Origin of the sequence: Pseudomonas sp. 10S4 (genome assembly GCF_034344865.1) — a bacterium.
Classification (GTDB): domain Bacteria; phylum Pseudomonadota; class Gammaproteobacteria; order Pseudomonadales; family Pseudomonadaceae; genus Aquipseudomonas.
On the sequence record NZ_CP133774.1, the window covers coordinates 2,458,958 to 2,484,119 of the forward strand.

The 25,162-nt window shown below is 58.3% G+C and carries 22 protein-coding genes; 14 read left to right on the forward strand and 8 right to left on the reverse strand.

Going from position 1 to position 25,162, the window contains the following annotated elements; translation table 11 throughout:
- The first annotated feature begins 73 nt into the window (after window positions 1–73).
- From rpsF to RHM58_RS11375, 10 genes are all read left to right on the forward strand, one after another.
- Window positions 74–496 (forward strand): 30S ribosomal protein S6, encoded by a 423-nt coding sequence (rpsF, locus tag RHM58_RS11330; RefSeq protein ID WP_007939579.1) that lies wholly within the window; start codon window positions 74–76, stop codon window positions 494–496.
- A gap of 28 nt (window positions 497–524) precedes the next feature.
- On the forward strand, window positions 525–755 hold the full coding sequence (gene rpsR / locus RHM58_RS11335; protein ID WP_002551829.1) for a 30S ribosomal protein S18: 231 nt from the start codon (window positions 525–527) through the stop codon (window positions 753–755).
- Window positions 756–791: 36 nt separating this feature from the next.
- Window positions 792–1,685: a hypothetical protein gene (locus RHM58_RS11340; RefSeq protein ID WP_201200147.1), complete on the forward strand. Its 894-nt coding sequence runs from the start codon at window positions 792–794 to the stop codon at window positions 1,683–1,685.
- A gap of 19 nt (window positions 1,686–1,704) precedes the next feature.
- Complete coding sequence (rplI, locus tag RHM58_RS11345; RefSeq protein WP_054044100.1) at window positions 1,705–2,151, forward strand: 50S ribosomal protein L9; 447 nt, start codon at window positions 1,705–1,707, stop codon at window positions 2,149–2,151.
- 122 nt (window positions 2,152–2,273) lie between these two features.
- Complete coding sequence (dnaB, locus tag RHM58_RS11350; RefSeq protein ID WP_201189496.1) at window positions 2,274–3,668, forward strand: replicative DNA helicase; 1,395 nt, start codon at window positions 2,274–2,276, stop codon at window positions 3,666–3,668.
- Between the two features lie 284 nt (window positions 3,669–3,952).
- Window positions 3,953–6,259 carry a YgiQ family radical SAM protein gene (locus tag RHM58_RS11355; RefSeq protein WP_201205112.1) on the forward strand — a complete coding sequence of 769 codons (2,307 nt, stop codon included), beginning with the start codon at window positions 3,953–3,955 and terminating at the stop codon, window positions 6,257–6,259.
- A 343-nt stretch (window positions 6,260–6,602) separates the two neighbouring features.
- A complete protein-coding gene (locus tag RHM58_RS11360) occupies window positions 6,603–9,878 on the forward strand; it encodes a DUF2126 domain-containing protein (RefSeq protein ID WP_322270400.1) in 3,276 nt (1,091 codons plus the stop codon).
- An 88-nt stretch (window positions 9,879–9,966) separates the two neighbouring features.
- Entirely contained in the window at window positions 9,967–12,453 is a 2,487-nt protein-coding gene (locus RHM58_RS11365; protein ID WP_201200152.1) for a circularly permuted type 2 ATP-grasp protein, read from the forward strand.
- Window positions 12,453–13,343 carry a transglutaminase family protein gene (locus RHM58_RS11370; protein ID WP_201200154.1) on the forward strand — a complete coding sequence of 297 codons (891 nt, stop codon included), beginning with the start codon at window positions 12,453–12,455 and terminating at the stop codon, window positions 13,341–13,343. Before RHM58_RS11365 ends, RHM58_RS11370 begins: the two co-directional genes overlap by 1 nt.
- Before the next feature lie 40 nt (window positions 13,344–13,383).
- Window positions 13,384–13,761 carry an NUDIX hydrolase gene (locus RHM58_RS11375; protein ID WP_201255692.1) on the forward strand — a complete coding sequence of 126 codons (378 nt, stop codon included), beginning with the start codon at window positions 13,384–13,386 and terminating at the stop codon, window positions 13,759–13,761.
- 73 nt (window positions 13,762–13,834) lie between these two features.
- Here the strand turns inward: RHM58_RS11375 and RHM58_RS11380 are convergent, their stop codons facing one another.
- Together RHM58_RS11380 and RHM58_RS11385 are read right to left on the reverse strand one after the other, a co-directional pair.
- Window positions 13,835–14,026 carry a hypothetical protein gene (locus tag RHM58_RS11380; protein ID WP_018928487.1) on the reverse strand — a complete coding sequence of 64 codons (192 nt, stop codon included), beginning with the start codon at window positions 14,024–14,026 and terminating at the stop codon, window positions 13,835–13,837.
- A gap of 68 nt (window positions 14,027–14,094) precedes the next feature.
- A complete protein-coding gene (locus RHM58_RS11385; protein WP_322270403.1) occupies window positions 14,095–14,682 on the reverse strand; it encodes a TIGR00730 family Rossman fold protein in 588 nt (195 codons plus the stop codon).
- A gap of 343 nt (window positions 14,683–15,025) precedes the next feature.
- On the opposite strand from RHM58_RS11385, the gene azu reads away from it, so the two are divergent.
- Window positions 15,026–15,472, forward strand: a complete 447-nt coding sequence (azu, locus tag RHM58_RS11390; RefSeq protein WP_201200156.1) for an azurin — start codon at window positions 15,026–15,028, stop codon at window positions 15,470–15,472.
- 96 nt (window positions 15,473–15,568) lie between these two features.
- Here azu and nadE read toward each other — a convergent pair whose 3' ends face one another.
- From nadE to RHM58_RS11415, 5 genes are all read right to left on the reverse strand, one after another.
- Window positions 15,569–16,396, reverse strand: coding sequence for an ammonia-dependent NAD(+) synthetase (gene nadE, locus RHM58_RS11395; RefSeq protein WP_201200159.1), 828 nt, complete (start codon window positions 16,394–16,396; stop codon window positions 15,569–15,571).
- Between the two features lie 4 nt (window positions 16,397–16,400).
- On the reverse strand, window positions 16,401–17,636 hold the full coding sequence (pncB, locus tag RHM58_RS11400) for a nicotinate phosphoribosyltransferase (protein ID WP_322270405.1): 1,236 nt from the start codon (window positions 17,634–17,636) through the stop codon (window positions 16,401–16,403).
- Window positions 17,637–17,807: 171 nt separating this feature from the next.
- Window positions 17,808–17,972: a hypothetical protein gene (locus tag RHM58_RS11405; RefSeq protein WP_201255691.1), complete on the reverse strand. Its 165-nt coding sequence runs from the start codon at window positions 17,970–17,972 to the stop codon at window positions 17,808–17,810.
- A 3-nt stretch (window positions 17,973–17,975) separates the two neighbouring features.
- Window positions 17,976–18,233, reverse strand: coding sequence for a hypothetical protein (locus RHM58_RS11410; RefSeq protein WP_322270406.1), 258 nt, complete (start codon window positions 18,231–18,233; stop codon window positions 17,976–17,978).
- Window positions 18,234–18,368: 135 nt separating this feature from the next.
- Window positions 18,369–19,829 carry an alanine/glycine:cation symporter family protein gene (locus RHM58_RS11415; RefSeq protein ID WP_322270407.1) on the reverse strand — a complete coding sequence of 487 codons (1,461 nt, stop codon included), beginning with the start codon at window positions 19,827–19,829 and terminating at the stop codon, window positions 18,369–18,371.
- Between the two features lie 176 nt (window positions 19,830–20,005).
- Between RHM58_RS11415 and RHM58_RS11420 the strand changes: the two genes are divergently transcribed.
- Window positions 20,006–20,815 (forward strand): helix-turn-helix domain-containing protein, encoded by an 810-nt coding sequence (locus tag RHM58_RS11420; RefSeq protein WP_201255688.1) that lies wholly within the window; start codon window positions 20,006–20,008, stop codon window positions 20,813–20,815.
- A gap of 96 nt (window positions 20,816–20,911) precedes the next feature.
- On the opposite strand, the gene RHM58_RS11425 is transcribed toward RHM58_RS11420, so the two are convergent.
- Window positions 20,912–21,823, reverse strand: coding sequence for a LysR family transcriptional regulator (locus RHM58_RS11425; protein ID WP_322270408.1), 912 nt, complete (start codon window positions 21,821–21,823; stop codon window positions 20,912–20,914).
- A gap of 185 nt (window positions 21,824–22,008) precedes the next feature.
- Between RHM58_RS11425 and RHM58_RS11430 the strand changes: the two genes are divergently transcribed.
- Together RHM58_RS11430 and RHM58_RS11435 are read left to right on the forward strand one after the other, a co-directional pair.
- A complete protein-coding gene (locus RHM58_RS11430) occupies window positions 22,009–23,499 on the forward strand; it encodes an aldehyde dehydrogenase family protein (protein WP_201200166.1) in 1,491 nt (496 codons plus the stop codon).
- 156 nt (window positions 23,500–23,655) lie between these two features.
- On the forward strand, window positions 23,656–24,939 hold the full coding sequence (locus RHM58_RS11435; RefSeq protein WP_322270409.1) for an NAD(P)/FAD-dependent oxidoreductase: 1,284 nt from the start codon (window positions 23,656–23,658) through the stop codon (window positions 24,937–24,939).
- Window positions 24,940–25,162: the final 223 nt, after the last annotated feature.

Below are 25,162 nucleotides of genomic sequence, written 5' to 3' on the forward strand. Positions count from 1 at the left end.
CAAGTCCATAAGTGTCATTCACTCCTTGTCTGACCGTTTTTGAACGGCAGGCTACAACCCGTAAGGAGCATTCATGCGTCATTACGAAATCATCTTTTTGGTCCACCCGGATCAAAGCGAGCAAGTCGGCGGCATGGTAGAGCGTTACACCAAGCTGATCGAAGAAGACGGCGGCAAAATCCACCGTCTGGAAGATTGGGGCCGTCGTCAACTGGCCTACGCAATCAACAATGTTCACAAGGCTCACTACGTGATGCTGAACGTTGAATGCACTGGCAAGGCCCTGGCCGAGCTGGAAGACAACTTCCGCTACAACGATGCAGTGATCCGTAACCTGGTCATCCGTCGCGAAGAAGCCGTTACTGGCCAATCCGAGATGCTCAAGGCTGAAGAAAACCGCAGTGAGCGCCGTGAGCGTCGCGACCGTCCTGAGCACTCCGACGCTGAAGGCGTTGACAGTGATGACAGCGACAACAGCGATAACGCTGACGAGTAATCCACGGACCTTTTGAGGAGCCTATTACATGGCACGTTTCTTCCGTCGTCGTAAATTCTGCCGCTTCACCGCTGAAGACGTGAAAGAGATCGATTACAAAGATCTCAACACCCTGAAAGCATACGTATCCGAGACCGGCAAAATTGTTCCAAGCCGTATCACCGGTACCAAAGCTCGTTATCAGCGTCAGCTGGCCACCGCTATCAAGCGCGCCCGCTTCCTGGCCCTGCTGGCCTACACCGACAGCCACGGCCGCTGAGACCGGGCAGTCGACACGTAGCAAAGGATTGAATGCATGCGCGCCATAGCTGAGTTCATCATGCGCGGCCGTATGCAGGCCACTCTGGTAGTGGCCGGATGCGCAACGTTGCCGTTGTTGTATTGGTTGGGTGCTGCCGCGGGATGCCTTGTGCTCCTGCGGCGCGGATTGAAGGACGCCATTGGCGTACTTGCTCTGGGATTGCTGCCGGCATTGGTCTGGTGGCTTTACTCCGACGACCCACGGGCACTTCTGGTGCTGCTGGGGTCTTGGAGCCTTGCGTTGGTTTTGCGCGCAAGTGAGTCCTGGAACCGCGTGCTGCTGGTCAGCATAGCGATGGGAGTGGTGTTTTCGGTGGTGCTGGGGACAGCTTTTGCTCCCCAAATCGAGATGCTGGCGCAGGCCTTGATAAAGGTCATGCCGTCGCTACTCGGTGATGTCTACCAGAAGTTGTCGGTAGACGAGCAAGCGCGTTTCGCGTCCCTGATTGCACCGGTCCTGACCGGCCTGATTGCGGCCTTGTTGCAAATCGTCAGTGTGCTGAGCCTGCTTGTCGGGCGCTACTGGCAGGCGTTGTTGTACAACCCGGGTGGTTTTGGTCGCGAGTTTCGCGCCATCCGATTCCCGCTGGGGCTGGCGATGTTACTGCTGGCGTTCATGCTGCTGGGGCCGAACTTCGGTTCTCAGTTGGCGATGTTGACGCCGTTGTGCAGTGTACCGCTGGTGTTCGCCGGGCTGGCCCTGATTCACGGGCTGGTGGCGCAAAAGCGACTGGCCAGGTTCTGGCTGGTGGGGTTGTACGTGACGCTGTTGCTGTTTATGCAACTGATCTATCCGTTGCTGGTGGTCTTGGCCATCGTCGACAGCCTGATTGATTTTCGCGGTCGTCTGGCGCCGAAAGACGCCGATAACGCGAACGGTGAAGGTTAAAAGTTAAGAGGATTTTCACATGCAACTGATCCTTCTGGAAAAAGTCACCAACCTGGGCAACCTGGGTGACAAAGTGAACGTTAAGGCTGGTTACGGTCGTAACTACCTGCTGCCTTACGGCAAAGCTACCGCTGCGACCGCTGCCAACGTGGCTGCGTTCGAAGAGCGTCGCGCTGAGCTGGAAAAAGCCGCAGCAGACCGTAAAACTTCGGCTGAAAACCGCGCCGCCCAACTGGCTGAGCTGGAAGTGACTATCACTGCCACCGCTGGTGACGAAGGCAAGCTGTTCGGTTCGATCGGTACTCACGACATCGCTGATGCACTGACCGCCTCTGGCGTTGAAGTTGCAAAAAGCGAAGTTCGTCTGCCGAACGGCACCATCCGCAACGTAGGCGAATTCGACGTAGCCGTGCACCTGCACGCTGAAGTTGAAGCCACCGTACGCGTTGTCGTGGTAGCAGCTTAAGCAACACTGATCGGCTGGCGGCTTGTCCGTCAGACGGTTAACATCGGGCACGATCCTGTTTACAGGTCGTGCCCTTTGTCTTTCTGCAGTTCCTGATTTTCAAAATACTAATTCAAGTGGCCATGAACGATATCTCCGCTCCCGAGCAATATGATCTGCAAACCGCTTCCCTGAAGGTGCCGCCGCACTCCATCGAGGCCGAACAGGCTGTGCTCGGTGGGTTGATGCTGGACAACAATGCCTGGGAACGCGTGCTCGATCAGGTCTCGGATGGCGATTTCTATCGGCATGACCACCGCCTGATCTTCCGTGCCATCGCCAAACTGGCGGACCAGAACTCGCCCATCGACGTCGTGACCCTGGCCGAGCAATTGGACAAGGAAGGTCAGACCTCGCAAGTCGGTGGCCTCGGTTACCTCGGTGAACTGGCGAAAAACACGCCATCCGTCGCTAACATCAAGGCGTATGCCCAGATTGTCCGTGCACGGGCGACCTTGCGCCAACTGATCGGCATTGCCTCCGAAATTGCCGACAGCGCCTTCAACCCCGAAGGCCGCACGGCAGAAGAGATTCTCGACGAAGCCGAACGACAGATCTTCCAGATCGCTGAGGCCCGGCCAAAAACCGGCGGCCCGGTGAGTGTGAATGACCTGCTGACCAAGGCCATCGACCGCATCGACACCTTGTTTAACACCGACAACGCCATTACCGGCCTGTCGACCGGTTACACCGACCTCGACGGGATGACCAGCGGCCTGCAGCCGTCTGACCTGATCATCGTCGCCGGCCGTCCATCGATGGGTAAAACCACCTTTGCGATGAACCTGGTGGAAAACGCCGTGTTGCGCAGCGACAAGTGCGTACTGGTTTACTCGCTGGAGATGCCAGGCGAATCGCTGATCATGCGTATGTTGTCGTCCCTGGGCCGTATCGACCAGACCAAAGTCCGGGCCGGCCGCCTGGAAGACGACGATTGGCCGCGCCTGACTTCGGCGGTCAACCTGCTCAATGACCGCAAGCTGTTCATCGATGATACCGCTGGTATCAGCCCGTCGGAGATGCGTGCGCGGACTCGACGCCTGGTGCGTGAGCACGGCGATGTCGCTCTGATCATGATCGACTACCTGCAACTGATGCAGATCCCGGGTTCAAGCGGCGACAACCGGACCAACGAGATTTCCGAAATCTCCCGTTCCTTGAAGGCCCTGGCCAAGGAATTCAACTGCCCGGTGGTGGCGCTGTCCCAGCTCAACCGCTCCCTGGAGCAACGGCCGAACAAACGCCCGATCAACTCCGACTTGCGGGAATCCGGAGCGATCGAGCAGGATGCTGACGTCATCATGTTCGTATACCGGGACGAGGTGTACCACCCGGAAACCGAGCACAAGGGCATCGCCGAGATCATCATCGGCAAGCAGCGGAACGGTCCGATCGGCACGTCGCGACTAGCGTTCATCGGTAAGTACACGCGCTTCGAAAACCTTGCGCCGGGCAGCTACAACTTCGACGACGAGTAACCCAGCAGAAAACTGTGGCGAGGGAGCTTGCTCCCGCTCGACTGCGCAGCAGTCGCAAAGCCTGAGAATGCGGTCTATCCGAAAAAATCAGTTGCAGGTTTTGGGGCTGCTTCGCAGCCCAGCGGGAGCAAGCTCCCTAGCCACAGGGGCTGTGCGGGGTCTCAGGCTCTTCGAGCAAATCAGGCTTCACCAATTTCCGACCATAGCCGTCGGAATTGGTTATTTTTTGTGCTATATTCCGCGCCCGCGAAATTCAATGAAAGCCAACACCGGTTATCGACATGATGCAAGCAGCCAAGCCGTTATTTGACTATCCCAAGTACTGGGCCGAATGTTTCGGGCCAGCGCCATTCCTGCCCATGAGCAGGGAGGAGATGGATCAGCTCGGCTGGGATTCCTGCGACATCATCATCGTCACCGGTGATGCATACGTTGACCATCCGTCGTTCGGTATGGCGATCATCGGCCGGCTGCTGGAGTCCCAGGGCTTCCGCGTCGGGATCATTGCCCAGCCGAACTGGCAGTCCAAAGACGACTTCATGAAGCTCGGTGAGCCGAACCTGTTCTTCGGTGTCGCGGCCGGCAACATGGACTCGATGATCAACCGCTATACCGCCGACAAGAAAGTCCGTTCCGATGACGCCTACACCCCCGGTGGCATGGCGGGCAAACGTCCGGACCGCGCGAGCCTGGTCTACAGCCAGCGCTGTAAAGAAGCCTACAAAAACGTGCCGATTGTCCTCGGTGGCATCGAAGCTTCCCTGCGCCGCATCGCTCATTACGATTACTGGCAGGACCGGGTACGTAACTCGATCCTGATCGACGCCTGCGCCGACATCCTGCTCTACGGCAACGCCGAGCGTGCGATTGTCGAAGTCGCCCAGCGTCTGTCCTACGGTCACAAGATCGAAGACATCACCGACGTGCGCGGCACCGCGTTCATCCGTCGCGATACGCCGAAAGACTGGTACGAAGTCGATTCCACGCGTATCGACCGTCCGGGCAAGGTCGACAAGATCATCAACCCGTACGTGAACACCCAGGACACCCAAGCCTGCGCCATCGAACAGGAAAAAGGTCCGGTTGAAGACCCGGAAGAAGCCAAGGTCGTACAGATCCTGGCCAGCCCGAAGATGACTCGCGATAAAACCGTGATTCGTCTGCCATCGGTTGAGAAGGTTCGTGGTGATGCGGTTCTCTACGCTCACGCCAACCGCGTGCTTCACCTGGAAACCAACCCGGGCAACGCCCGCGCGCTGGTACAGAAGCATGGCGAAGTCGACGTCTGGTTCAACCCGCCGCCGATTCCGATGACCACCGAAGAAATGGACTACGTGTTCGGCATGCCTTACGCACGGATTCCGCACCCGGCGTACGGCAAGGAAAAAATTCCGGCCTACGACATGATCCGCTTCTCGGTGAACATCATGCGTGGCTGCTTCGGTGGCTGCACCTTCTGCTCGATCACCGAGCACGAAGGCCGGATCATCCAGAACCGTTCCGAAGAGTCGATCATTCGCGAAATCGAAGAGATCCGCGACAAGGTCCCAGGCTTCACCGGCGTCATTTCCGACCTCGGCGGCCCGACCGCGAACATGTACCGCATCGCCTGCAAGACCCCGGAAATCGAATCCGCGTGCCGCAAGCCATCGTGCGTGTTCCCTGGCATTTGCCCGAACCTGAACACCGACCACTCGTCGTTGATCCAGCTGTATCGCAGCGCCCGTGCCTTGCCGGGTGTGAAGAAGATCCTGATCGCTTCCGGCTTGCGCTACGACCTCGCGGTCGAGTCGCCGGAATACGTCAAGGAGCTGGTGACTCACCACGTGGGTGGTTACCTGAAGATCGCCCCGGAACACACCGAGGAAGGTCCGCTCAACCAGATGATGAAGCCGGGCATTGGCAGCTATGACAAGTTCAAGCGCATGTTCGAGAAGTACTCCAAGGAAGCCGGGAAAGAGCAGTACCTGATTCCGTACTTCATCGCCGCCCACCCGGGCACCACCGACGAAGACATGATGAACCTGGCCTTGTGGCTCAAGGGCAACGGCTTCCGCGCCGACCAGGTGCAGGCGTTCTACCCGTCGCCGATGGCTACCGCCACCGCGATGTACCACTCGGGCAAGAACCCGCTGCGTAAGGTCACTTACAAGAGCGACGCCGTGACCATCGTCAAGAGCGAAGAGCAGCGTCGTCTGCACAAGGCGTTCTTGCGTTATCACGACCCGAAAGGCTGGCCGATGCTGCGTGAAGCGCTGACCCGCATGGGCCGCGCCGACCTGATCGGGCCGGGAAAAACCCAGCTGATTCCGTTGCATCAACCGGCCACCGACAGCTACCAGAGCGCCCGTCGCAAGAACTCGACACCGGCTGGCAGCCATAAAGTGGCAGCAACTGAAAAGACCACCAAGATCCTCACTCAGCACACCGGCCTGCCGCCGCGTGCCAGCGATGGTGGTAACTCGTGGGACAAGCGTGAACAGGCCAAGGCTGCGGCGTTCGCCCGCAACCAGCAAGCCGCCAAGGACCGCAAGGACGCGGCCAAAGGCAAAGGGCCAAAGCCTGCGCGCAAGCCGGTTGTACCGCGCTAAGCCTCGCTTGAGCTGACAACAGAACGCCAACCTTCGGGTTGGCGTTTTGCGTTCCAAGGGGTGACTAATCATTGTGGCGAGGGAGCTTGCTCCCGTTCGGCTGCGAAGCAGTCGTCTACTTTCAGAGCCGCTGCGCGCCCAGCGGGAGCAAGCTCCCTCGCCACAAAAGCTATCAGCCATGCTCCTGCGCCACATTTACGTGCAATCCCCTCCAACCAATTTCCCGCATTGCCCGATTTTGGTGCTGTACTGCCCTAAGCAAATCTGTGAAAGCGCCAGCGCTGCTGGGTGGCATAAGTCTTGCGCGCTTTCGAATACGCTTTAGGCTCGCAGGAGGCACGCCGTGTCGATTCATGTCGCATTGCATCACGTCACACATTACCGCTACGACCGCGCCGTCGAGCTCGGTCCGCAGATCGTTCGCCTGCGCCCGGCGGCCCACAGTCGCACGCGGATTTTGTCCTATGCGCTGAAAGTCTCGCCCGAGCAGCACTTCATCAACTGGCAACAGGACCCCCAGGGCAATTACCTGGCGCGTCTGGTGTTTCCGGAGAAAACCGATGAGCTGCGGATCGAAGTCGACCTGTTGGCGGAAATGGCGGTGTTCAATCCGTTCGATTTTTTCCTTGAGCCCTACGCGGAAAAGATCCCGTTCACTTACGCCGCCGATGAGCGTAAAGAACTGGCGCCGTACCTGGAAACCTTGCCCCTGACGCCGAAGTTCAAGGCCTATCTGGACGGTATCGACCGCACGCCGCTGCCCAGCGTGGATTTCCTGGTGGCGCTCAACCAGCGTCTGAGCGAAGACATCGGTTACCTGATCCGCATGGAGCCCGGCGTCCAAACCCCCGAGCACACCCTCGAACACGCCTCTGGCTCCTGCCGCGATTCAGCGTGGCTGCTGGTGCAATTGCTGCGCAATCTCGGGCTGGCGGCGCGTTTTGTCTCTGGCTATCTGATCCAGCTGACCGCCGACGTCAAAAGCCTCGACGGCCCGTCCGGCACGGACGTGGATTTCACCGACCTGCACGCCTGGTGCGAGGTCTATTTGCCCGGCGCCGGCTGGATTGGCCTGGACGCGACCTCAGGGCTGTTTGCCGGGGAAGGACACATTCCGTTGGCGTGTAGTCCCGATCCGGGCTCTGCGGCACCGATCAGTGGCTTGGTGGAACCGTGCGAGTGCGAATTTACCCACGAAATGTCCGTGGAGCGGATTTGGGAAGCGCCGCGGGTAACAAAACCCTACACCGAAGACCAATGGCTGGCGATCCAGGCGCTGGGCCGGCAGATCGATGCTGATCTGCTGGAGGGCGACGTACGCCTGACCATGGGCGGCGAGCCGACCTTCGTGTCCATCGATGATCCGGACGGCGCCGAGTGGAACACCGCAGCGCTCGGGCCGGACAAGCGTCGCCTCTCCGCCGAATTGTTCCAGCGGATGCGCAAACATTACGCGCCAAAAGGCCTGGTGCATTTCGGCCAGGGCAAGTGGTATCCCGGCGAACAACTGCCGCGCTGGTCGCTTAACTGCTACTGGCGCCGGGATGGCGTGCCGATCTGGCACAACAGCGCGCTGATCGCCGATGAGCAGGAAGACTACGGCGCAGATGGCGAACTGGCCGGGCGTTTTCTGGCGAGTGTCGCCGAACGCCTGAAAATTCCGACACGTTTTGTGTTTCCAGCCTACGAAGACAATTTCTATTACCTCTGGCGAGAAGGCACTTTGCCGCAGAACGTCAGCGCCGAAGACTCGCGTCTGGAAGAACCTTTGGAGCGTGCGCGACTGCGCAAAGTCTTCAGCCAGGGGCTGGACAAGGTCATCGGCCAGGTCCTGCCGCTGGCGCGCACCGCCAAGGGCGATCAATGGCAAAGTGGTCGCTGGTACCTGCGCGAAGAACATTGCCGGCTCGTGCCGGGGGATTCGCCGCTGGGTTATCGCTTACCGCTCGGTTCACAGCCTTGGGTGAAAGCGGCGGAGTATCCGTTTATCCATCCCAATGATCCGAACCAGGAATTCCCGATACTTCCCGACACCGTCGCATTGAACAGTCCGGGCGTGCCGGCCGAAGCGGTTGAGCGTGAACCGAAAGTCGACGAATCTGCCGACTGGCTGACCCGCACCGCATTCTGCGCCGAGGCTCGAGAAGGGCGGTTGTACCTGTTTATGCCTCCATTGGAACGGGTCGAGGATTATCTGGAGCTGGTTACCGCCATCGAGGCTACCGCTCAGGAGTTGCATTGCCCGGTATTACTGGAAGGCTATGAACCGCCAAGCGATCCGCGCCTGAGCAACTTCCGCATCACCCCGGATCCGGGCGTGATCGAAGTCAACGTGCAGCCATCCGCGACTTGGGACGAACTGGTGGAGCGCACCGAGTTCCTGTACGAAGAAGCGCGCCAGACCCGGTTGACCACCGAGAAATTCATGATCGACGGTCGGCACACCGGCACCGGCGGCGGTAACCATTTGGTACTCGGTGGCGCGACCCCAGCGGACTCACCGTTCCTGCGCCGTCCCGACCTGCTGCGCAGCCTGATCAGCTACTGGCATAACCACCCGTCCTTGTCCTACCTGTTTTCCGGATTATTCATCGGTCCTACGTCCCAGGCGCCACGGGTGGACGAAGCGCGTAACGACGCGTTGTACGAACTGGAAATCGCCTTCGCCCAAATGCCGAAGCCGGGAGAGGAATGCGCGCCGTGGCTGGTGGATCGCTTGCTGCGTAACCTGTTGATCGACGTCACCGGCAACACCCACCGCGCCGAGTTCTGTATCGACAAACTCTATTCGCCGGACGGCGCCACCGGGCGTCTCGGATTGCTGGAATTGCGTGCCTTTGAAATGCCGCCTCACGCACGCATGAGCCTGGCTCAGCAGTTATTGCTGCGGGCGCTGGTGGCGCGGTTCTGGCGCGAACCTTATGCACCGCCGAAACTGGCGCGCTGGGGCACCGAGCTGCACGATCGCTTCCTGTTGCCGCACTTTATCGAGCAGGATTTCGCCGATGTCATCGTCGACCTGAATGCGGCGGGTTATCCGGTGCGGGCCGAGTGGTTTGCCGCGCACCTGGAATTCCGCTTTCCGAAGGTCGGCGATTACGCCGTCAGTGGCATCGAACTGGTAGTGCGTCAGGCGCTGGAGCCTTGGCATGTACTGGGCGAGGAGGGCGCGGTCGGTGGCACGGTGCGTTATGTGGATTCGTCGCTGGAGCGCTTGCAGGTCAAGCTCACCGGCCTGGCGCCACAGCGTTATCTGCTGACGTGCAATGGCATCCCGGTGCCGTTGCAACCCACCGGGCGAGTCGGCGAGTTCGTCGCAGGCGTGCGCTTCCGTGCCTGGCAACCGTCCAACTGCCTGCAACCGACAATCCCGGTCCACGCGCCGCTGGTGTTCGACTTGCTCGATACCTGGATGGAGCGATCGCTGGGTGGTTGTCAGTACCACGTCGCCCATCCGGGCGGGCGTAACTACGACAGTCTGCCGGTGAATGCCAATGAGGCCGAGAGCCGAAGGATGGCTCGATTCTTCCGAGTCGGACACACCCCAGGGAAACTTCCTATACCGAACGTGACGATTAATGACGAGTTGCCGATGACACTCGATTTGCGACGTTTCTAAGCCCTACGCGACGCTCGGATTTTTCGTATATCCGGGCGTCATGAGCCTGCGTTAGTCTGACCGTTCTTTGTTGTCTGCCGAGCTTTCCATGCCTGACCTGCTTGACCGCTACCCGCTGACGGCGGGCACTTATCACGAACTGCTCGACGACAGCGGCGCCGTGCGCCCGCATTGGCGTCGGCTGTTCGACCAATTGCAACGCAGCACCCCGACGCAACTGGTGCAGCGCCAGGCTTTGCTGACCCGGCAGATCCAGGAAAACGGCGTGACCTACAACGTCTACGCCGACCCCAAGGGCGCCGATCGCCCGTGGGAACTGGACCTGTTGCCCCATGTCATTGCGGCTGATGAGTGGCAGCATTTGTCCGCAGGGATTGCTCAGCGGGCACGCTTGCTCAATGCCGTGTTGGCGGATCTTTATGGTCCGCAGCGTTTGATCGCCGAAGGGCTGCTGCCGGCGGAGCTGGTGTTCGGTCACAACAACTTCCTGTGGCCGTGTCAGGGTATTGCACCGCCGGACGGGGCGTTTCTGCATCTGTACGCCGTGGACCTGGCGCGCACTCCCGACGGTCGTTGGTGGGTGACAGCGGACCGGACCCAGGCGCCGTCCGGTGCGGGTTACGCATTGGAAAACCGCACCATCGTGTCTCGGGCGTTTCCCGAGCTGTATCGCGATTTGAAGGTGCAGCACCTGGCCGGGTTCTTCCGCACGTTGCAGGAAACCCTGGCTCGCCAAGCGCCGAGTGACGATGAAGCGCCGCTGGTGGTGCTGCTGACACCGGGTCGGTTCAACGAAAGCTATTTCGAACATTTGTATCTGGCGCGCCAACTCGGTTATCCACTGGTGGAGGGCGGCGACCTGACGGTGCGCGATGCCACCGTCTACCTTAAAACCTTGAGCGGGCTGCGCCGGGTTCACGCGATCATGCGGCGCCTCGACGATGACTTCTGCGATCCGCTGGAGCTGCGTACCGACTCGGCCCTCGGCGTGCCGGGGTTGCTGGAAGCGGTGCGTCAGGGCCGGGTGCTGGTGGCCAACGCGTTGGGCAGCGGCGTGCTGGAATCGCCGGGTCTGCTGGGCTTTCTGCCAAGGATCAATCAGTTCCTGTTCGGCGAAGAACTGATCCTGCCGTCCATCGCCACGTGGTGGTGTGGGGAAGCGCCAGTGTTGGCTCAAGCTTTGGAAAAGTTGCCGGAGTTGCTGATCAAACCGGCATTTCCCTCCCAGAGCTTTGCGCCGGTGTTTGGCCGTGATTTGAGTGAAAAACAGCGTCAAGCATTGGCCGAGCGCATGCAGGCGCGGCCTTACGCCTATGTCGCGCAAGAACTGGCGCAACTGTCCCAAGCGCCGATCTGGCAAGCCGAGGACGGTCAGTTGCAACCGCGAGCCATCGGCATGCGCGTGTACGCGGTGGCCAGTCGCGATGGCTATCGGGTATTGCCCGGCGGCTTGACCCGGGTGGCAGCCGAGGCCGATGCCGAAGTGGTGTCGATGCAGCGCGGTGGTGCGAGCAAGGACACCTGGGTGCTCGGCGAGCGAGCCCCCAGCGGCGAACAATGGAAAACCCAGCGCACGATTGGTGTCCACGATCTGGTGCGGCGCGATCCCTATCTGCCGTCGCGGGTGGTCGAGAATCTGTTCTGGTTTGGTCGTTACTGCGAGCGCTGCGATAACAGTGCGCGGCTGCTGCGGATCATGCTGGCGCGTTATGTCGACGGCGATGACCCGCAAGCCCTGGAAGCGGCGGTCGATCTCGGTGAGCGCCTGAATCTGTTGCCCGACGAAGGCGAGTTGCCGGAACGCTTGTTGGCGGCGCTGCTCGGCGATGACTGGCCGTTCAGCCTGCGTTCCAACCTGCAACGCTTGCAGTGGGCGGCCTCGCAAGTGCGCGGCAAGCTCTCGCGGGAAAACTGGCAGGCGCTGGTGGAGTTGCAGCGCGAGGCCATGGAGCTTGAAACCGAAGAGCCGGATTTCGGCGAGTTGCTGGATTTCCTCAACCGCTTGGTCATGTCGCTGGCGGCGCTGTCCGGTTTTGCCCTGGACGACATGACCCGGGACGAAGGCTGGCGTTTCCTGATGATCGGCCGGCGGATCGAGCGACTGCAGTTTCTCAGTGGCAGTTTGGCGGCGTTTCTGCGCGGTGCCGGGGCTTTCGATCAGGCCGGGCTGGAGTGGTTGCTGGAGCTGGGTAACAGCAGCATCACCTACCGCTCGCGGTATTTGGCCGTGGCGCAATTGATCCCGGTGCTCGACCTGTTGCTGCTGGATGAGCAGAACCCCCACGCGGTGCTGTTCCAGTTGAAACTGGTGACCCGCACATTGAAACGCCTGAACGACGATTTCGGTGTCCCGCGCGAGGCGTGTTTGCCGCAATTGGTCGAGCGTTTGGCGCACTTCGACCTGGGTTGCCTGGAGAACTCGTTGTTTGGTGAGGCCAGTGTCCACGCGGCTGTCGAAGGTCTGGCTGATCTGCTGCAAGAAATCGCCGATGCCAGCGGCCAGGTTTCGGATCGCCTGGCCTTGCGCCATTTTGCCCATGTCGATGATGTCAGCCAGCGCACGGTGTCCGTCTGATGAATGCCCGTTACCAGATTTTCCACGATACCCATTATCACTACGACAGCCCGGTGTCCCTGGCTCAGCAACTGGCGCACTTGTGGCCGCGTGCCTGCGACTGGCAGCGCTGCACCGCGCAGGCGTTGCTGATCAGCCCGGACCCGACGACCCGTCGCGATGAACTGGACGTGTTTGGCAATCCGCTTACTCGGTTGGCGTTCGAGCGTCCCCACGATGAGTTGCTGGTGAACGCGGAGCTAACCGTCGAAGTACTGGCCCGACCGACCCTGGATTTCAATCTATCGCCGGCCTGGGAAGAAACCCGCAATGCGCTGACTTACAGCAGTCAGCCGCTTTCGCCCCAGTTATTGGAAGCCTGTCGCTATCGTTTCGAATCACCGTACGTGCATTTGAAGCGCAACTTCGTCGAGTTCTCGGAAAGCTGTTTTCCACCGGGTCGGCCTCTGCTGTTGGGCGTCCAGGCATTGATGGAGAAGATTTTCAGCGAATTCACCTTCGATGCCGAGGCCACCCAGGTGGCGACGCCGTTGGTGGAAGTGCTGGAACGCCGGCGCGGCGTCTGTCAGGACTTCGCGCACTTGATGCTGGCGTGTGTGCGTTCCCGTGGTTTGGCGGCGCGCTACATCAGTGGTTATTTGTTGACCCAGCCACCACCGGGGCAACCACGGATGATTGGCGCCGATGCATCCCACGCTTGGGTCTCGGTGTTTTGTCCGGTACTCGGCTGGGTGGATTTCGATCCAACCAACAACGTGCAACCGGCGCTGGAACACATCACGCTGGCCTGGGGCCGGGACTTTTCCGATGTCTCGCCGTTGCGCGGAGTGATACTTGGCGGTGGGAGCCATGACCCGGAAGTCAGAGTCACCGTGATGCCGCTGGATTAACCAAGATCCAATGTGGTGCATTTGCTGGAGAGGAAATCCAATGTTCCCGGTTTCAATCAAAGGCGTCCTGCAATCCCCCGAAGGCCTGGTCGTGCTGATGCTCAACGAGCGCGACGAATGGGAGTTACCCGGCGGAAGAATTGAGCTGGGCGAAACGCCACCGATCTGCCTGGCACGGGAAATCGCCGAGGAGCTGGACGTCGAGGTGGAGGTGGGAGAGCCGCTGGATTCGTATCTGTTCGAGGTGATCCCCGGTAAACACGTGTTCATCTCGACTTACCGCTGCCAGTTGCTGGGCGGTTTTGTGCCGACGATCAGTCATGAACACAAGGAGATCGGGCTGTTTGATCCGGCGCGTTTGCCGGCCAACTTGCCCAAGGGCTATCGCGATTCGATTTATAAAGCGTTGGGCCTGTGAGGGTCAGCAGCAAGACTGCTGACCCTGGACACAGATCCGGTGAGCCTGATCAGATCATCGGGCTCTGAGGGTCTCAGGCGTCAGGCGCCTGATCTTTCGGTGCTTCAACATCATCTTCTGCCGCCACTTCACCTTCTGCATCCGGGTTCAGTGCTGCTGCTTCTTCTTCAGCTGTAGCTTTCTTGCGCTGAAGCTTTTCCTCTTTCTTCTGCTCCTTGGCCAAGTCTCTCTGACGTTTGGCGAAGGAATAATTAGGTTTAGCCATGGGCGATCCTCTGGGGTCGAAGGTGAGGTTGAGCGGCGCATATTCTGCCCTGTATCGGTGCCTAGCCGTTAGCTGGGTTTTTGCTCGGCCCATTTTGGCAGGATCGAGGGTTGCCAGGCGTCCAGTGCGTCGAGCAGGGTTTGCGGCGATTCGCTCACTTGCAGCATGTCACGGTGTGGTTCGCGAACGAAGCCTTCGCCGACGATATGATCAAGAAAAGCGGTTAATTTGCTATAGAAACCGTTTACTTCGAGCAAACCGAGCGGCTTGCCGTGGTAGCCGAGCTGGCCCCAAGTCCAGACTTCGAACAGTTCTTCCAGCGTGCCGAGGCCGCCGGGCAAAGCGATAAACGCATCGCTGAGTTCAGCCATCCGTGCCTTGCGCGCATGCATGCCGTCGACCACTTCCAGGCGCGTCAGGCCGCTGTGGCCGATTTCCTTGTCTTTGAGGCTTTGCGGGATGATCCCGATCACTTCGCCCCCGGCCGCCAGTGCCGCGTCAGCGACGATCCCCATCAGCCCGACGGCGCCGCCGCCATAGACCAGGGTCAGCTTGCGCTCGGCCAATGCTCGCCCCAAGGCGACAGCCGCTTCACGATAAGCCGGGTCAGTGCCAGTGCTGGCACCGCAAAATACACAAACGGACGCTATAGACATGCCTTGCTCCAGGGTCAGGATGGCCACAGAGTAAAGGCATGGAAGCGACGCTCCAAGGGTTAAACCTCGCGTGTAGGTGTTTCGTAGGTACCGCTGGCGCCACAAGCGTAGGCGGCGAGCAAACTGCACAACAGGCTGTTGATGGACATGACAGAGGCTCCGTCTAAGTGATGAGGGCTTGAGGATAGGGCCGGCCCAGACGTCTGGCTGTTAGATTGTTTCGATGAGTGTCATAGCTCGAAAGTTGTATACAATTTTTGACTCAAGTCATAGGAACTTGCGAAGATTTCAGGCAGTCTTCTGTCCATTCGAGTTTTCGTTAACCCTGCCTTGGAGATTCACCATGTTTGCCAAACTTGTTGCGGTATCCCTGCTGACGCTGGCCAGCAGCCAATTGATGGCTGCCGAGTGCAAGACCACGATCGACTCCACTGATCAGATGACCTACGCCACTAAGGCCATTGAAATCGACAAGAGCTGCAAGACCTTCACCGTCGAACTGACCCACTCCGGCAGCCTGCCGAAAAACGTCATGGGCCATAACTGGGTGTTGAGCAAAGAAGCTGACATGCAGCCAATCGCTACTGCTGGCCTGGCCGCAGGTATCGACAAGAACTACCTGCCGGAAGGCGACGCACGCATCATCGCCCACACCAAGATCATCGGTGCTGGCGAGAAAGATTCGGTGACCTTCGACGTGTCGAAACTGGCTGCCGGCGAAGCCTACGGGTTCTTCTGCTCGTTCCCGGGCCACATCTCGATGATGAAAGGCACGGTTACCCTGAAGTAATCGAATCGCACGCATAAAAAAGCGTCCGCTTGGGACGCTTTTTTGTGCCTGACGTTTGATCGCGTCATCGTTCTTCGCGGGCAGACACCTCTCAAATCAAGGCGCGAAAGGCATCACCCGCTTGTGATGAGTCTTTTTGTACGTGTCGCAGATGATCTTGAACGCTTCGTCGCGCACTGGTTCGCCGTGCAGGAATGCATCAATCTCGGCATAGGTCACGCCGTGGGACGCTTCGTCCGGTTTGCCTGGCGACAAGTCTTCCAGGTCGGCCGTCGGGATTTTTTCCACCAGCGATTCCGGCGCACCGAAGCTTCGGGCAATCGCCCGGACCTGATTTTTCACCAGACCGCTCAACGGTGCCAAGTCGCAGGCGCCGTCACCGAATTTGGTGAAGAAACCCATCACCGCTTCCGCCGCGTGGTCAGTACCGATCACCAAGCCATGGGCGGCACCGGCGATAGTGTACTGGGCGACCATGCGCATCCGCGCCTTGGTGTTGCCGAGCACAAAATCCACCGAAACCGCGTGCTTGCCTTCGAACGCTGCAACTTCACTGGCCAGGGATTTGACCGCCGGGCCGATGTTCACCGTGTGGCGTTCGTCCGGGGCGATGAAATCCACTGAGGCCTGGGCGTCGTGTTCATCGAACTGGGTTTCGTACGGCAGGCGCACGGCGATGAACTTGTAGCTGTCGTCACTGGTGCGGGTGCGCAGTTCGCGCATAGCCCGCTGGGCCAGCAGGCCGGCAGTCAAGGAATCGACGCCGCCGCTGATGCCCAGCACCAGGGTCTTGAGCCCGGAATTGACCAGGCAATCCTGGATAAAGGTAATCCGCCGGGCGACTTCAGCCTCGAGGGCTGCTTGATCGGCGAACGGCGGCTGAACCTTGAGCTGATCAGCAATCTCACGCTGTACGGCTTGCATGAATTCACTCCTTGCTTGAAATGCCAGATGTGCTGGGAATGGAGGCAGGTACTTTGAAAACGTGTCGCAAGTAGGCGACGAAATTCGGGTCTTTGCAGTGAGTCTTGCCAGGTTCATCAGAAATCTTTGCCACGGGCTGACCGTTGCAGGCGGTCATTTTAAGCACGATGCTCATCGGTTCGACACCCGGAATATCACATGTCAGGTTGGTGCCGATGCCGAAACTGACATTGATCCGACCGCGCAGCGCCCGGAATATTTCCAGGGACTTGGGCAGCGTCAGGCTGTCGGAGAACACCAGCGTCTTGCTCATCGGGTCGATGCCGAGCTTGTGGTAGCGGGCGATGGCTTTTTCTGCCCAGAGCACCGGATCACCGGAGTCGTGGCGCAGGCCGTCGAAGAGCTTGGCGAAATACAGGTCGAAGTCACCGAGGAAAGCATCAGTGGTGATGCAGTCGGTCAGGGCGATCCCCAGCAAGCCGCGATACTCGCGAACCCAGCAATCAAGGGCGGCAATCTGGCTATCGATCAACCGTGGGCCGAGTTGCTGATGGGCCATGATCCACTCGTGGGCCATGGTGCCCAGCGGTTTCATGTCCAGCTCGCGGGAAAGATGCACGTTGCTGGTGCCGACGAAGCGCCCAGGGAAATCGTGCTTGAGCACGTTCACCACTTCTTCCTGCACTCGGTACGAAAAGCGGCGCCGGGTGCCGAAATCGGCAACCTGCAACTCGGACAATTCGTCGCTGCTGGCGTTGGCGGTCAGCCAGTCGAACTTGCGATAGAGCTGCTCGCGGGCCTGCTCCAGAACGACTTCCCGGTAGCGATAGCGGTTACGCACTTCGCTGACGATCGCCAGCATCGGTACTTCGAACAGAATCACATGCAGCCACGGCCCGCGCAGGCGGATGAACAACTCGCCGTTCTCAATGCCGGTGTGGACGTAGCGCAGGTTGAAGCGGAACAAGCCAAGAAATCGAAGGAAATCCGGCTTCATGAAGCTGATGCGCTCCAGGAAACTCAACTGGTCGGCGCTCAGGCTCAGTTCGGCGAGACGCTCGATCTGGTAACGGATTTCCGCCAGGTACGGGCGTAAATCCTCACTGTTACGGCAACGAAACTCCCATTCGACTTCGACGTTAGGGTAGTTGTGCAGCACCGCCTGCATCATCGTCAGTTTGTAAAAGTCGGTGTCGAGCAGGTTCTGCACGATGCGATCGCCAAATACGCTCTCGCTCATAACGGGTCTCTCCATGCTGGCCGCGGCCCGTGGTCGCGACGTTTCAGCTGTTTCAATGAATGGGGCTAGTGGCGCATATCAGAGGTGCGGATTGCCAGCGATTTTTGCGTCCGTGGTGGATTATTCCCAGGTTGCATCTTTTGGCCCTCCTGTTGCACAGCCCCATGAGACTCATCTGTTATAGGGTGTCGCCTCAAGAGCCGCTTGAATGACTAGTCCAAGACTCTCCCAACTTTTCAAATAGCCATCCAAGTGTGAGTGGCGAGGTATAAGTCCTATTTCGATTGCTTTTTTCATTGCCGCTTTGAGCATCTCATTGGTTACCGGGTTGGCCATGATTTACTCCGCGGTTAAAGTGATTTGATCCAATGTGTCGAGGCCATCCTGTAGTAATACATAAACAGGCAGCATCAGGCGATACAGGTCTGCATCATTGGTGTTTTTGACAGTGGCGGATGTCAGCGTTTCTAAAAGGCTGGTGGCGGCACGAATTCTGAAACAGGCATCTTCAAACAAATGATTGGGCGCAACGTGTGAGTCTATGTAAAAGGTTGGGGTTGTAGATGCGCTTGCTTTCAGGGGTTGATATCGATTCATTGGTGAATTCCTTAAGAGTATTTGAGCCATGATAGAACCGTAGCGCTATTTATTTTTTATTTGTGGAAAACAATCGTGGTATTGCTGTGCTGCTGAGCCGGTATGAAATTACTTCGGCTCAGCAGTCTTGCTATTTCATATGGGCTTAGGGCTTGGCGCGTTGCCAGGAAGGTTTTCAGGATGCGTCAATACATCAGGGCTATTCGTTCTCGCTGGCCAGGCCATAAAATCGAGATCCAGATCTCGGAATTTACTTGAGTCGAAAACAGGAGTTTTGATACCTGCACGACGTTGTTCGTCGTAGTCACGCAAGATGCGCATACCGACTTTGAACAGCAGGGCCATAGCGATTAGGTTGACCAAGGCCAGCAATGTCATGGTGATATCGGCAAATGCGAGTACCGTGGATAAATCTTCGACAGAACCCCAGAACACCAGCCCTAATACGAATACACGGTAGGCGAATAATGTTTTTCGAGGTTCGCCAAATATGAATCGTAAACTGTTTTCACCTAGGTAATAGTTGTAGAGCATCGCGGTGAAGACAAACAAGGCCAATACGATACTGATGAACATCCTTCCCCATTCACCCACCACTGCCGCCAGCGAGTGTTGTGCCAAAGCTATACCATCGCCCTCGAAACCGGGTGTGTAGAAACCTGAAAGCAGTATGAGTAACGCGGTGCATGTACAGATGATGAAGGTGTCAATAAAGACGCTGAAGGCCTGCACCACACCTTGTGCAACCGGGTGCTCGATCTTCGCCACCGATGCAACATTGGGCGCGCTGCCCAATCCTGCTTCATTGGAGAATACTCCACGCCGTACGCCCATTATAATTGCGCTGCCGACGAGCCCGCCAAAGGCCTGATCCAGTCCAAACGCACTTTTGACAATCGTCATTAATATGGCCGGAACCTGGTCAAACTGCAGCACGATTACGTAGGACGTCACGCCAATGTAAGCGAGAACCTTAAGCGGAACCAAAAGATCCGAGACCGCCGCTATCCGCTTTATACCGCCAATAAATACCATTCCCAGCACCAACGATAATGCGAGCCCGGACCAAGTGGTTGACAGAGCAAATGCATCATTTAGCGAGTGTGATACGGCATGGGATTCCAGGCCGTTTATAGCAAAGCCAAAGGTGACCAGAAGCAGGAGAGCGGCAATCATTCCAAGCCAGCGCTTACCAAGACCATGCTGGATGTACCATGAAGGTCCCCCTCGATACAGGCCATTTCCATCACAGCGCTTATAGAGTTGACCCAGTGCGCACTCGAAGAAGCTGCTCGACATACCCAGCAGAGCGGTCATCCACATCCAGAACACCGCACCGGGGCCGCCCATGCTCACCGCAATGCCAACGCCTACGATATTCCCGGTTCCGACGCGACCCGCAAGGCTGAGCGTTAACGCCTGGAATGAACTCAAGTGGTGATTGCCCGTATGCCAACTGCAATGTAATACCGAGACCATATGGGCGAAGTATCGAAACTGAACAAATTTTGACCGGATGGTGAAATAACTCCCGAGTCCGAGAACCAAAGGTATCAAAACCTTTCCGGAGAGGAAGTCGTTAATGGCGTCAAGCATTCAAAGCTCCTTGCTATTTTAAGAGTGCTGGCGAGTGGGTAATGCGGTAAGTCCTGAAGCCGTTCAGGTGTCGTAATATCCGGTCATCTATCGCTGGGCGCAATTACGCAAGTTGCTTAAAAGTGATGCGAGTTGCTGCTATGTTTGAGTCTCCTGTAATTTTTGTGTGAGTCTGTATGCGTGATTTTCTTCCGGCTAACTTAAAACTGCTTTGTAGTCACTACCGATCCATCGCAGAAGTCTGTAGGAAACTTCGCATTAATCGTGGTCAATTTAATAAATACCTTGGAGGAAACAGCTTTCCTACACCTTTTAATCTGAAGCGGATCTGTGATTTTTTCGGAGTTGAAGAAGCCGAAATTCATTTGCCGCCAGATCAATTCGGCACTCTCATAGGCGTCAAAGCGAGGCATATCAGTTCTCCCAGGGAGGTGGCTGCGCCGCAACGGATGCTTGATCATCTTCGTCAACAGTCATCGTTGCAGCTAGAAGCCCACACGGGTTACTACTACGAGTACTACCACGCAATGACGGAGCCCGGTTCGATTCTTTGCTCCTTGGTTCATTTGCACGAGGAGGGAGAGCATTTCGTATATGAGCGTAATGAACGCTTACAGTTAGCGGGTGGGGGTGGGGCGTTTGAGCGGTATCGATATGTCGGGATTGCCTACTACCTTCAGGATCGCTTGTTTCTCATCGATTATGAATCGCTGACGTCCAATGAGATCAGTCAGACCATTCTTATCCCGAGCTTCAAAAGCTGCATTACCCGACTCAATGGATTGAAGATGGGCGTTTCGGCGGCTGACCATCGCACTCCTGCGTGTTCGAGGGTTGTTTGGGAGTATCTAGGGCGGGAAATTGATCAAGTTGACGCGTATCGCAGAGTGCGGCTATACAGCATGGATGATCCGACAATCGACGATGACCTGCGTGGGCGTCTTGCTCAAACCCAAGTCGTCGATGGTCTTTTTGTTATCGCTTGATTTGAAAATGAGTCACGCAACTGCTGTTGCAGGTTTTAGGGCCGCTGCGCGACCCAGCAGGGGCGAGCCCCCTCACCACAGGGATGGCGCGCGGACTCAATGTTGTGGCGCATCCGGATTATCAATCTGCTCCAACATCCACTTCACAAAATCCCGCACCTTGGGCACTTCTGCCGAATGTTCCGGGTAGGCCAGGTAGTAGGCGTCGGAGCTGGGCATCGCATGCTGCCAGGGAATGACCAGTTTGCCGTCGGCCAATTCCTCTTCCACCAGAAACCGCGGCAATAGCGCCACGCCACAGCCGACTTGCGCTGCGCGGATGCACATATAAAAGGTTTCGAAGCGCGGGCCGTGATAGCTGTGCTCGGTGTGATAGCCCTGACTGTCGAACCAATCGTGCCAGGCCTGGGGCCGGGAGGCGTTTTGCAGCAGGACCAGGTCGGTGAGTTGCGTCGGGTCGGTGAACGGCGTGTCCGGCAGGCTGCCCGGTGCGCAGACTGGCACCAACTCTTCGCCGAACAGCTTCAGGCTTTCAGTGCCGGGGCGTGAGCCTTGGCCGAAGTAGAACGCCAGGTCGCTGCGACCTTGAAGCAAATCGTCGGCTTCCTGCTCGCTGCACAAATCGAGGTGAATCGAGGGGTGGCGCAGGCGCCAGCCTTTCAGGCGTGGCACCAGCCAGCGTGCGCCAAAGGTTGGCGGCGTCGAGACGCGCAGGACTTCAGTATCACCGCCGTAGGAGCGCAGGTAATGGGTCGACATTTCGACCTGAGTGAGGATTTTTCGTACCTCCACCAGGTACAAATCCCCGGCCGGGGTCATTTGCAGGCGTCGGCGCACCCGGCGGAACAGCAGGTGCTGCAGCAACTCTTCGAGTTGCGCGACCTGTTTGCTGACGGCGCTCTGGGTCAGGTTCAGCTCTTCGGCGGCCCGGGTGAAGCTCAAATGCCGGGTCACGGCCTCGAAACACTGCAGTGCAGTGATCGACGGCAGGTAGCGTTTATTCAGCATGGGTGGTCCTTTTTCTTGTTGCTCTATGCTTTTCTTTTACCGACAACTGCGAAGCATGAATAAACGGAATGATATCTCGCTTAATGGTCGTTTGTTGGCTCGTCTCGGGGGAGCTACAACTACAGGCCTGATCAGTCGTGATTTTCCGGCTGCACGATTTCTGTTTTCTGCTTGAGGAGTAACCCATGGTTGCCGCATTGCTTGATCGTCTAGGTGTGAACCCGGCCCTGTACCAGAACGGCAAAGTGCCGGTGCATTCGCCGATTGATGGCAGCCAGATTGCCGCGGTGAACTGGGAAGGTGCTGCCGAAGTCGAGCAGCACATCAGTCGCGCAGATCATGCGTTCGAGCTGTGGCGCAAGGTTCCGGCGCCGCGCCGTGGCGAATTGGTACGCCAATTGGGCGACATCCTGCGTGAATACAAGGCTGATCTCGGTGAGCTGGTTTCCTGGGAAGCCGGCAAGATCACCCAGGAAGGCCTGGGCGAAGTTCAGGAAATGATCGACATCTGCGACTTCGCTGTCGGTCTGTCCCGTCAACTGTACGGTTTGACCATCGCTTCCGAGCGTCCTGGCCACCACATGCGCGAAACCTGGCACCCGCTGGGCGTTGTCGGCGTGATCAGTGCGTTCAACTTCCCGGTCGCGGTCTGGGCCTGGAACACCGCACTGGCGCTGGTTTGCGGTAACCCGGTGATCTGGAAACCGTCGGAGAAAACCCCGCTGACCGCACTGGCTTGCCAGGCACTGTTCGACCGCGTACTGAAAAATTTTAGCGACGCACCTCCGCACCTGAGCCAAGTGATCATCGGTGGCCGCGACGCCGGCGAAGCACTGGTCGATGACCCGCGTGTCGCGCTGATCAGCGCTACCGGCAGCACCCGCATGGGCCGCGAAGTGGCGCCGAAAATCGCCGCGCGCTTTGCTCGCAGCATTCTGGAACTGGGCGGCAACAACGCGATGATCCTCGGCCCAAGCGCCGACCTGGACATGGCCGTTCGCGCAATCCTGTTCAGCGCCGTCGGCACTGCCGGCCAGCGTTGCACCACGCTGCGTCGTCTGATTGCCCACGAATCGGTGAAAGAAGAAATCGTCACTCGCCTGAAAGCGGCGTACTCCAAGGTTCGCATCGGTAACCCGCTGGAAGGCAACCTGATCGGTCCGCTGATCGACAAGCACAGCTTTGAGAACATGCAAGACGCGTTGGAGCAAGCCCTGAGCGAAGGCGGCCGGGTGTTTGGCGGCAAGCGTCAGTTGGAAGATAAATTCCCGAATGCTTACTACGTGGCCCCGGCCATCGTGGAAATGCCGGAGCAGAGCGACGTGGTCTGCAACGAAACCTTCGCGCCGATCCTCTACGTGGTTGGCTACAAAGATTTCGCCGAAGCCCTGCGCCTGAACAACGCCGTGCCACAAGGCCTGTCCTCGTGCATCTTCACCACCGACGTGCGTGAAGCCGAGCAATTCATGTCGGCCGTGGGCAGCGACTGCGGCATCGCCAACGTCAACATCGGCCCGAGCGGTGCAGAAATCGGCGGCGCGTTTGGTGGCGAGAAGGAAACGGGCGGTGGTCGTGAGTCGGGCTCCGATGCATGGCGCGGCTACATGCGCCGCCAGACCAACACCGTGAACTATTCGCTGGAGTTGCCGTTGGCTCAGGGTATTACGTTCGACTAAGTCTCGAATCGAGCAGTGATCCCGTGTGGGAGCGGGCTTGCTCGCGAAAGCGGTGTGTCATTCAGCAAAAGTGTTGGATGTGATACCGCATTCGCGAGCAAGCCCGCTCCCACAATTGAATGGTGTGTTGGTTAGGTTTCTGATTGGAGTCTGGCAATGCCGTTACGCGAAGAGTGTCTGTGGGAAAAACTGACGCCACAAAGGCCCGACAATACGGCGCTCAAGGGTGAAGTGAAGGTCGATGTCTGTGTCATCGGCGCCGGTTTTACCGGGTTGTCGGCGGCAGTGCATTTGTTGGAGCAGGGTAAAAGTGTCTGCGTGCTGGAAGCCCATCGCGCCGGTCATGGCGGGTCCGGACGCAATGTCGGGCTGGTCAACGCCGGGATGTGGATCCCGCCGGACGAGATCGAAGCCGGGTTCGGCGAAGCGGTGGGCAGTCAGCTCAACCGCATGCTCGGTGCGGCACCGTCCCTGGTGTTCAGCCTTGTGGATAAGTACAACATCGATTGCCAACTGCGCCGCGAAGGCACGCTGCACATGGCGCACAACGCCCGTGGCGAAGCCGACTTGCGCAGTCGTGAAGAACAATGGAAACGCCGTGGGGCGCCAGTTGAACTGTTGACCGGCCAAGCCTGTGAACAAGCGACTGGCACCAAGAAAATCGCCGCCGCGTTGCTGGATCGGCGTGCTGGCACTCTCAACCCGATGGCCTACACCACCGGTCTGGCCAAAGCGGCCATCGCTCTCGGTGGTCAGTTGTTCGATCATTCGCCTGTTACAAGACTTGAACGTCAGGGCCAACGCTGGTCGGTGCAAACGGCCCAAGGCTCGGTGCTCGCCGAGCAGGTAGTGATCGCGTCCAACGCCTACACCGAAGGCGACTGGACAGAACTGCGGCGTAACTTCTTCCCCGGTTATTACTACCAAGTGGCCTCGGTGCCGCTAACCGAAGACGCAGCGCAACAAATTCTGCCCGGCGGCCAAGGCTCCTGGGACACTCGACAAGTATTGAGCAGTATTCGTCGGGACAAGGACGGGCGCCTGTTGCTCGGCAGTCTCGGCAACGGCAATCAGAAACCGACCTGGTTCTTGAAGGCCTGGGCCGATCGGGTTCAGCAGCATTACTTCCCGTACCTTAAACCGGTTGAGTGGGAGTGCACCTGGACCGGTTGCATCGCTTTTACCCCCGATCATCTGATGCGCCTGTTCGAACCGGCGCCCGGAATAGTGGCAGTCACCGGTTACAACGGTCGCGGCGTCACCACTGGCACAGTCGTAGGCAAAGCTTTTGCCGACTATTTGTGTAACGGAAATCCTCAGGCGCTACCGATTCCGTTCGCTCCGATGCAGCCGCTGGCGGGTGTTGGCCTGCGCAGTTGCTTGTATGAGGCCGGTTTTTCGCTGTATCACGCAGGCCAGTGCTTGCGGATCGTCATTTGATTGTTGATTTTTGTTGCTGGAAGCGGCGCTTTTTCGCGCAGCGACTAGCCTGTAATGGTGCGAGTTGTAGCAGTTGCGCACCAGCAGTGTGCACTTCGGTGACGCACGTTGTTACAGGCTGGTTGCACGTCGTTTAACGCCGCGGTTGCAATGATGGCGCATGCGGGTTGCGCCTTCAAAAAGAAAAGGTTTCACCTCCCGCGGTTTAGACGGTTGCACGCCC

What these genes read in the sequence shown, in the direction of transcription:
- RHM58_RS11370 (WP_201200154.1), top strand. Translation starts at nt 12,453, where the DNA reads ATGAATGCCCGTTACCAGATTTTCCACGATACCCATTATCACTACGAC.
- RHM58_RS11430 (WP_201200166.1), top strand. Translation starts at nt 22,009, where the DNA reads ATGGTTGCCGCATTGCTTGATCGTCTAGGTGTGAACCCGGCCCTGTAC.
- RHM58_RS11375 (WP_201255692.1), top strand. Translation starts at nt 13,384, where the DNA reads ATGTTCCCGGTTTCAATCAAAGGCGTCCTGCAATCCCCCGAAGGCCTG.
- RHM58_RS11410 (WP_322270406.1), bottom strand. Translation starts at nt 18,233, where the DNA reads ATGAATCGATATCAACCCCTGAAAGCAAGCGCATCTACAACCCCAACC.
- rpsF (WP_007939579.1), top strand. Translation starts at nt 74, where the DNA reads ATGCGTCATTACGAAATCATCTTTTTGGTCCACCCGGATCAAAGCGAG.
- RHM58_RS11380 (WP_018928487.1), bottom strand. Translation starts at nt 14,026, where the DNA reads ATGGCTAAACCTAATTATTCCTTCGCCAAACGTCAGAGAGACTTGGCC.
- RHM58_RS11435 (WP_322270409.1), top strand. Translation starts at nt 23,656, where the DNA reads ATGCCGTTACGCGAAGAGTGTCTGTGGGAAAAACTGACGCCACAAAGG.
- dnaB (WP_201189496.1), top strand. Translation starts at nt 2,274, where the DNA reads ATGAACGATATCTCCGCTCCCGAGCAATATGATCTGCAAACCGCTTCC.
- rplI (WP_054044100.1), top strand. Translation starts at nt 1,705, where the DNA reads ATGCAACTGATCCTTCTGGAAAAAGTCACCAACCTGGGCAACCTGGGT.
- RHM58_RS11365 (WP_201200152.1), top strand. Translation starts at nt 9,967, where the DNA reads ATGCCTGACCTGCTTGACCGCTACCCGCTGACGGCGGGCACTTATCAC.
- RHM58_RS11425 (WP_322270408.1), bottom strand. Translation starts at nt 21,823, where the DNA reads ATGCTGAATAAACGCTACCTGCCGTCGATCACTGCACTGCAGTGTTTC.
- RHM58_RS11420 (WP_201255688.1), top strand. Translation starts at nt 20,006, where the DNA reads ATGCGTGATTTTCTTCCGGCTAACTTAAAACTGCTTTGTAGTCACTAC.
- RHM58_RS11385 (WP_322270403.1), bottom strand. Translation starts at nt 14,682, where the DNA reads ATGTCTATAGCGTCCGTTTGTGTATTTTGCGGTGCCAGCACTGGCACT.
- RHM58_RS11355 (WP_201205112.1), top strand. Translation starts at nt 3,953, where the DNA reads ATGCAAGCAGCCAAGCCGTTATTTGACTATCCCAAGTACTGGGCCGAA.
- RHM58_RS11405 (WP_201255691.1), bottom strand. Translation starts at nt 17,972, where the DNA reads ATGGCCAACCCGGTAACCAATGAGATGCTCAAAGCGGCAATGAAAAAA.
- RHM58_RS11415 (WP_322270407.1), bottom strand. Translation starts at nt 19,829, where the DNA reads ATGCTTGACGCCATTAACGACTTCCTCTCCGGAAAGGTTTTGATACCT.
- RHM58_RS11340 (WP_201200147.1), top strand. Translation starts at nt 792, where the DNA reads ATGCGCGCCATAGCTGAGTTCATCATGCGCGGCCGTATGCAGGCCACT.
- rpsR (WP_002551829.1), top strand. Translation starts at nt 525, where the DNA reads ATGGCACGTTTCTTCCGTCGTCGTAAATTCTGCCGCTTCACCGCTGAA.
- nadE (WP_201200159.1), bottom strand. Translation starts at nt 16,396, where the DNA reads ATGCAAGCCGTACAGCGTGAGATTGCTGATCAGCTCAAGGTTCAGCCG.
- pncB (WP_322270405.1), bottom strand. Translation starts at nt 17,636, where the DNA reads ATGAGCGAGAGCGTATTTGGCGATCGCATCGTGCAGAACCTGCTCGAC.
- azu (WP_201200156.1), top strand. Translation starts at nt 15,026, where the DNA reads ATGTTTGCCAAACTTGTTGCGGTATCCCTGCTGACGCTGGCCAGCAGC.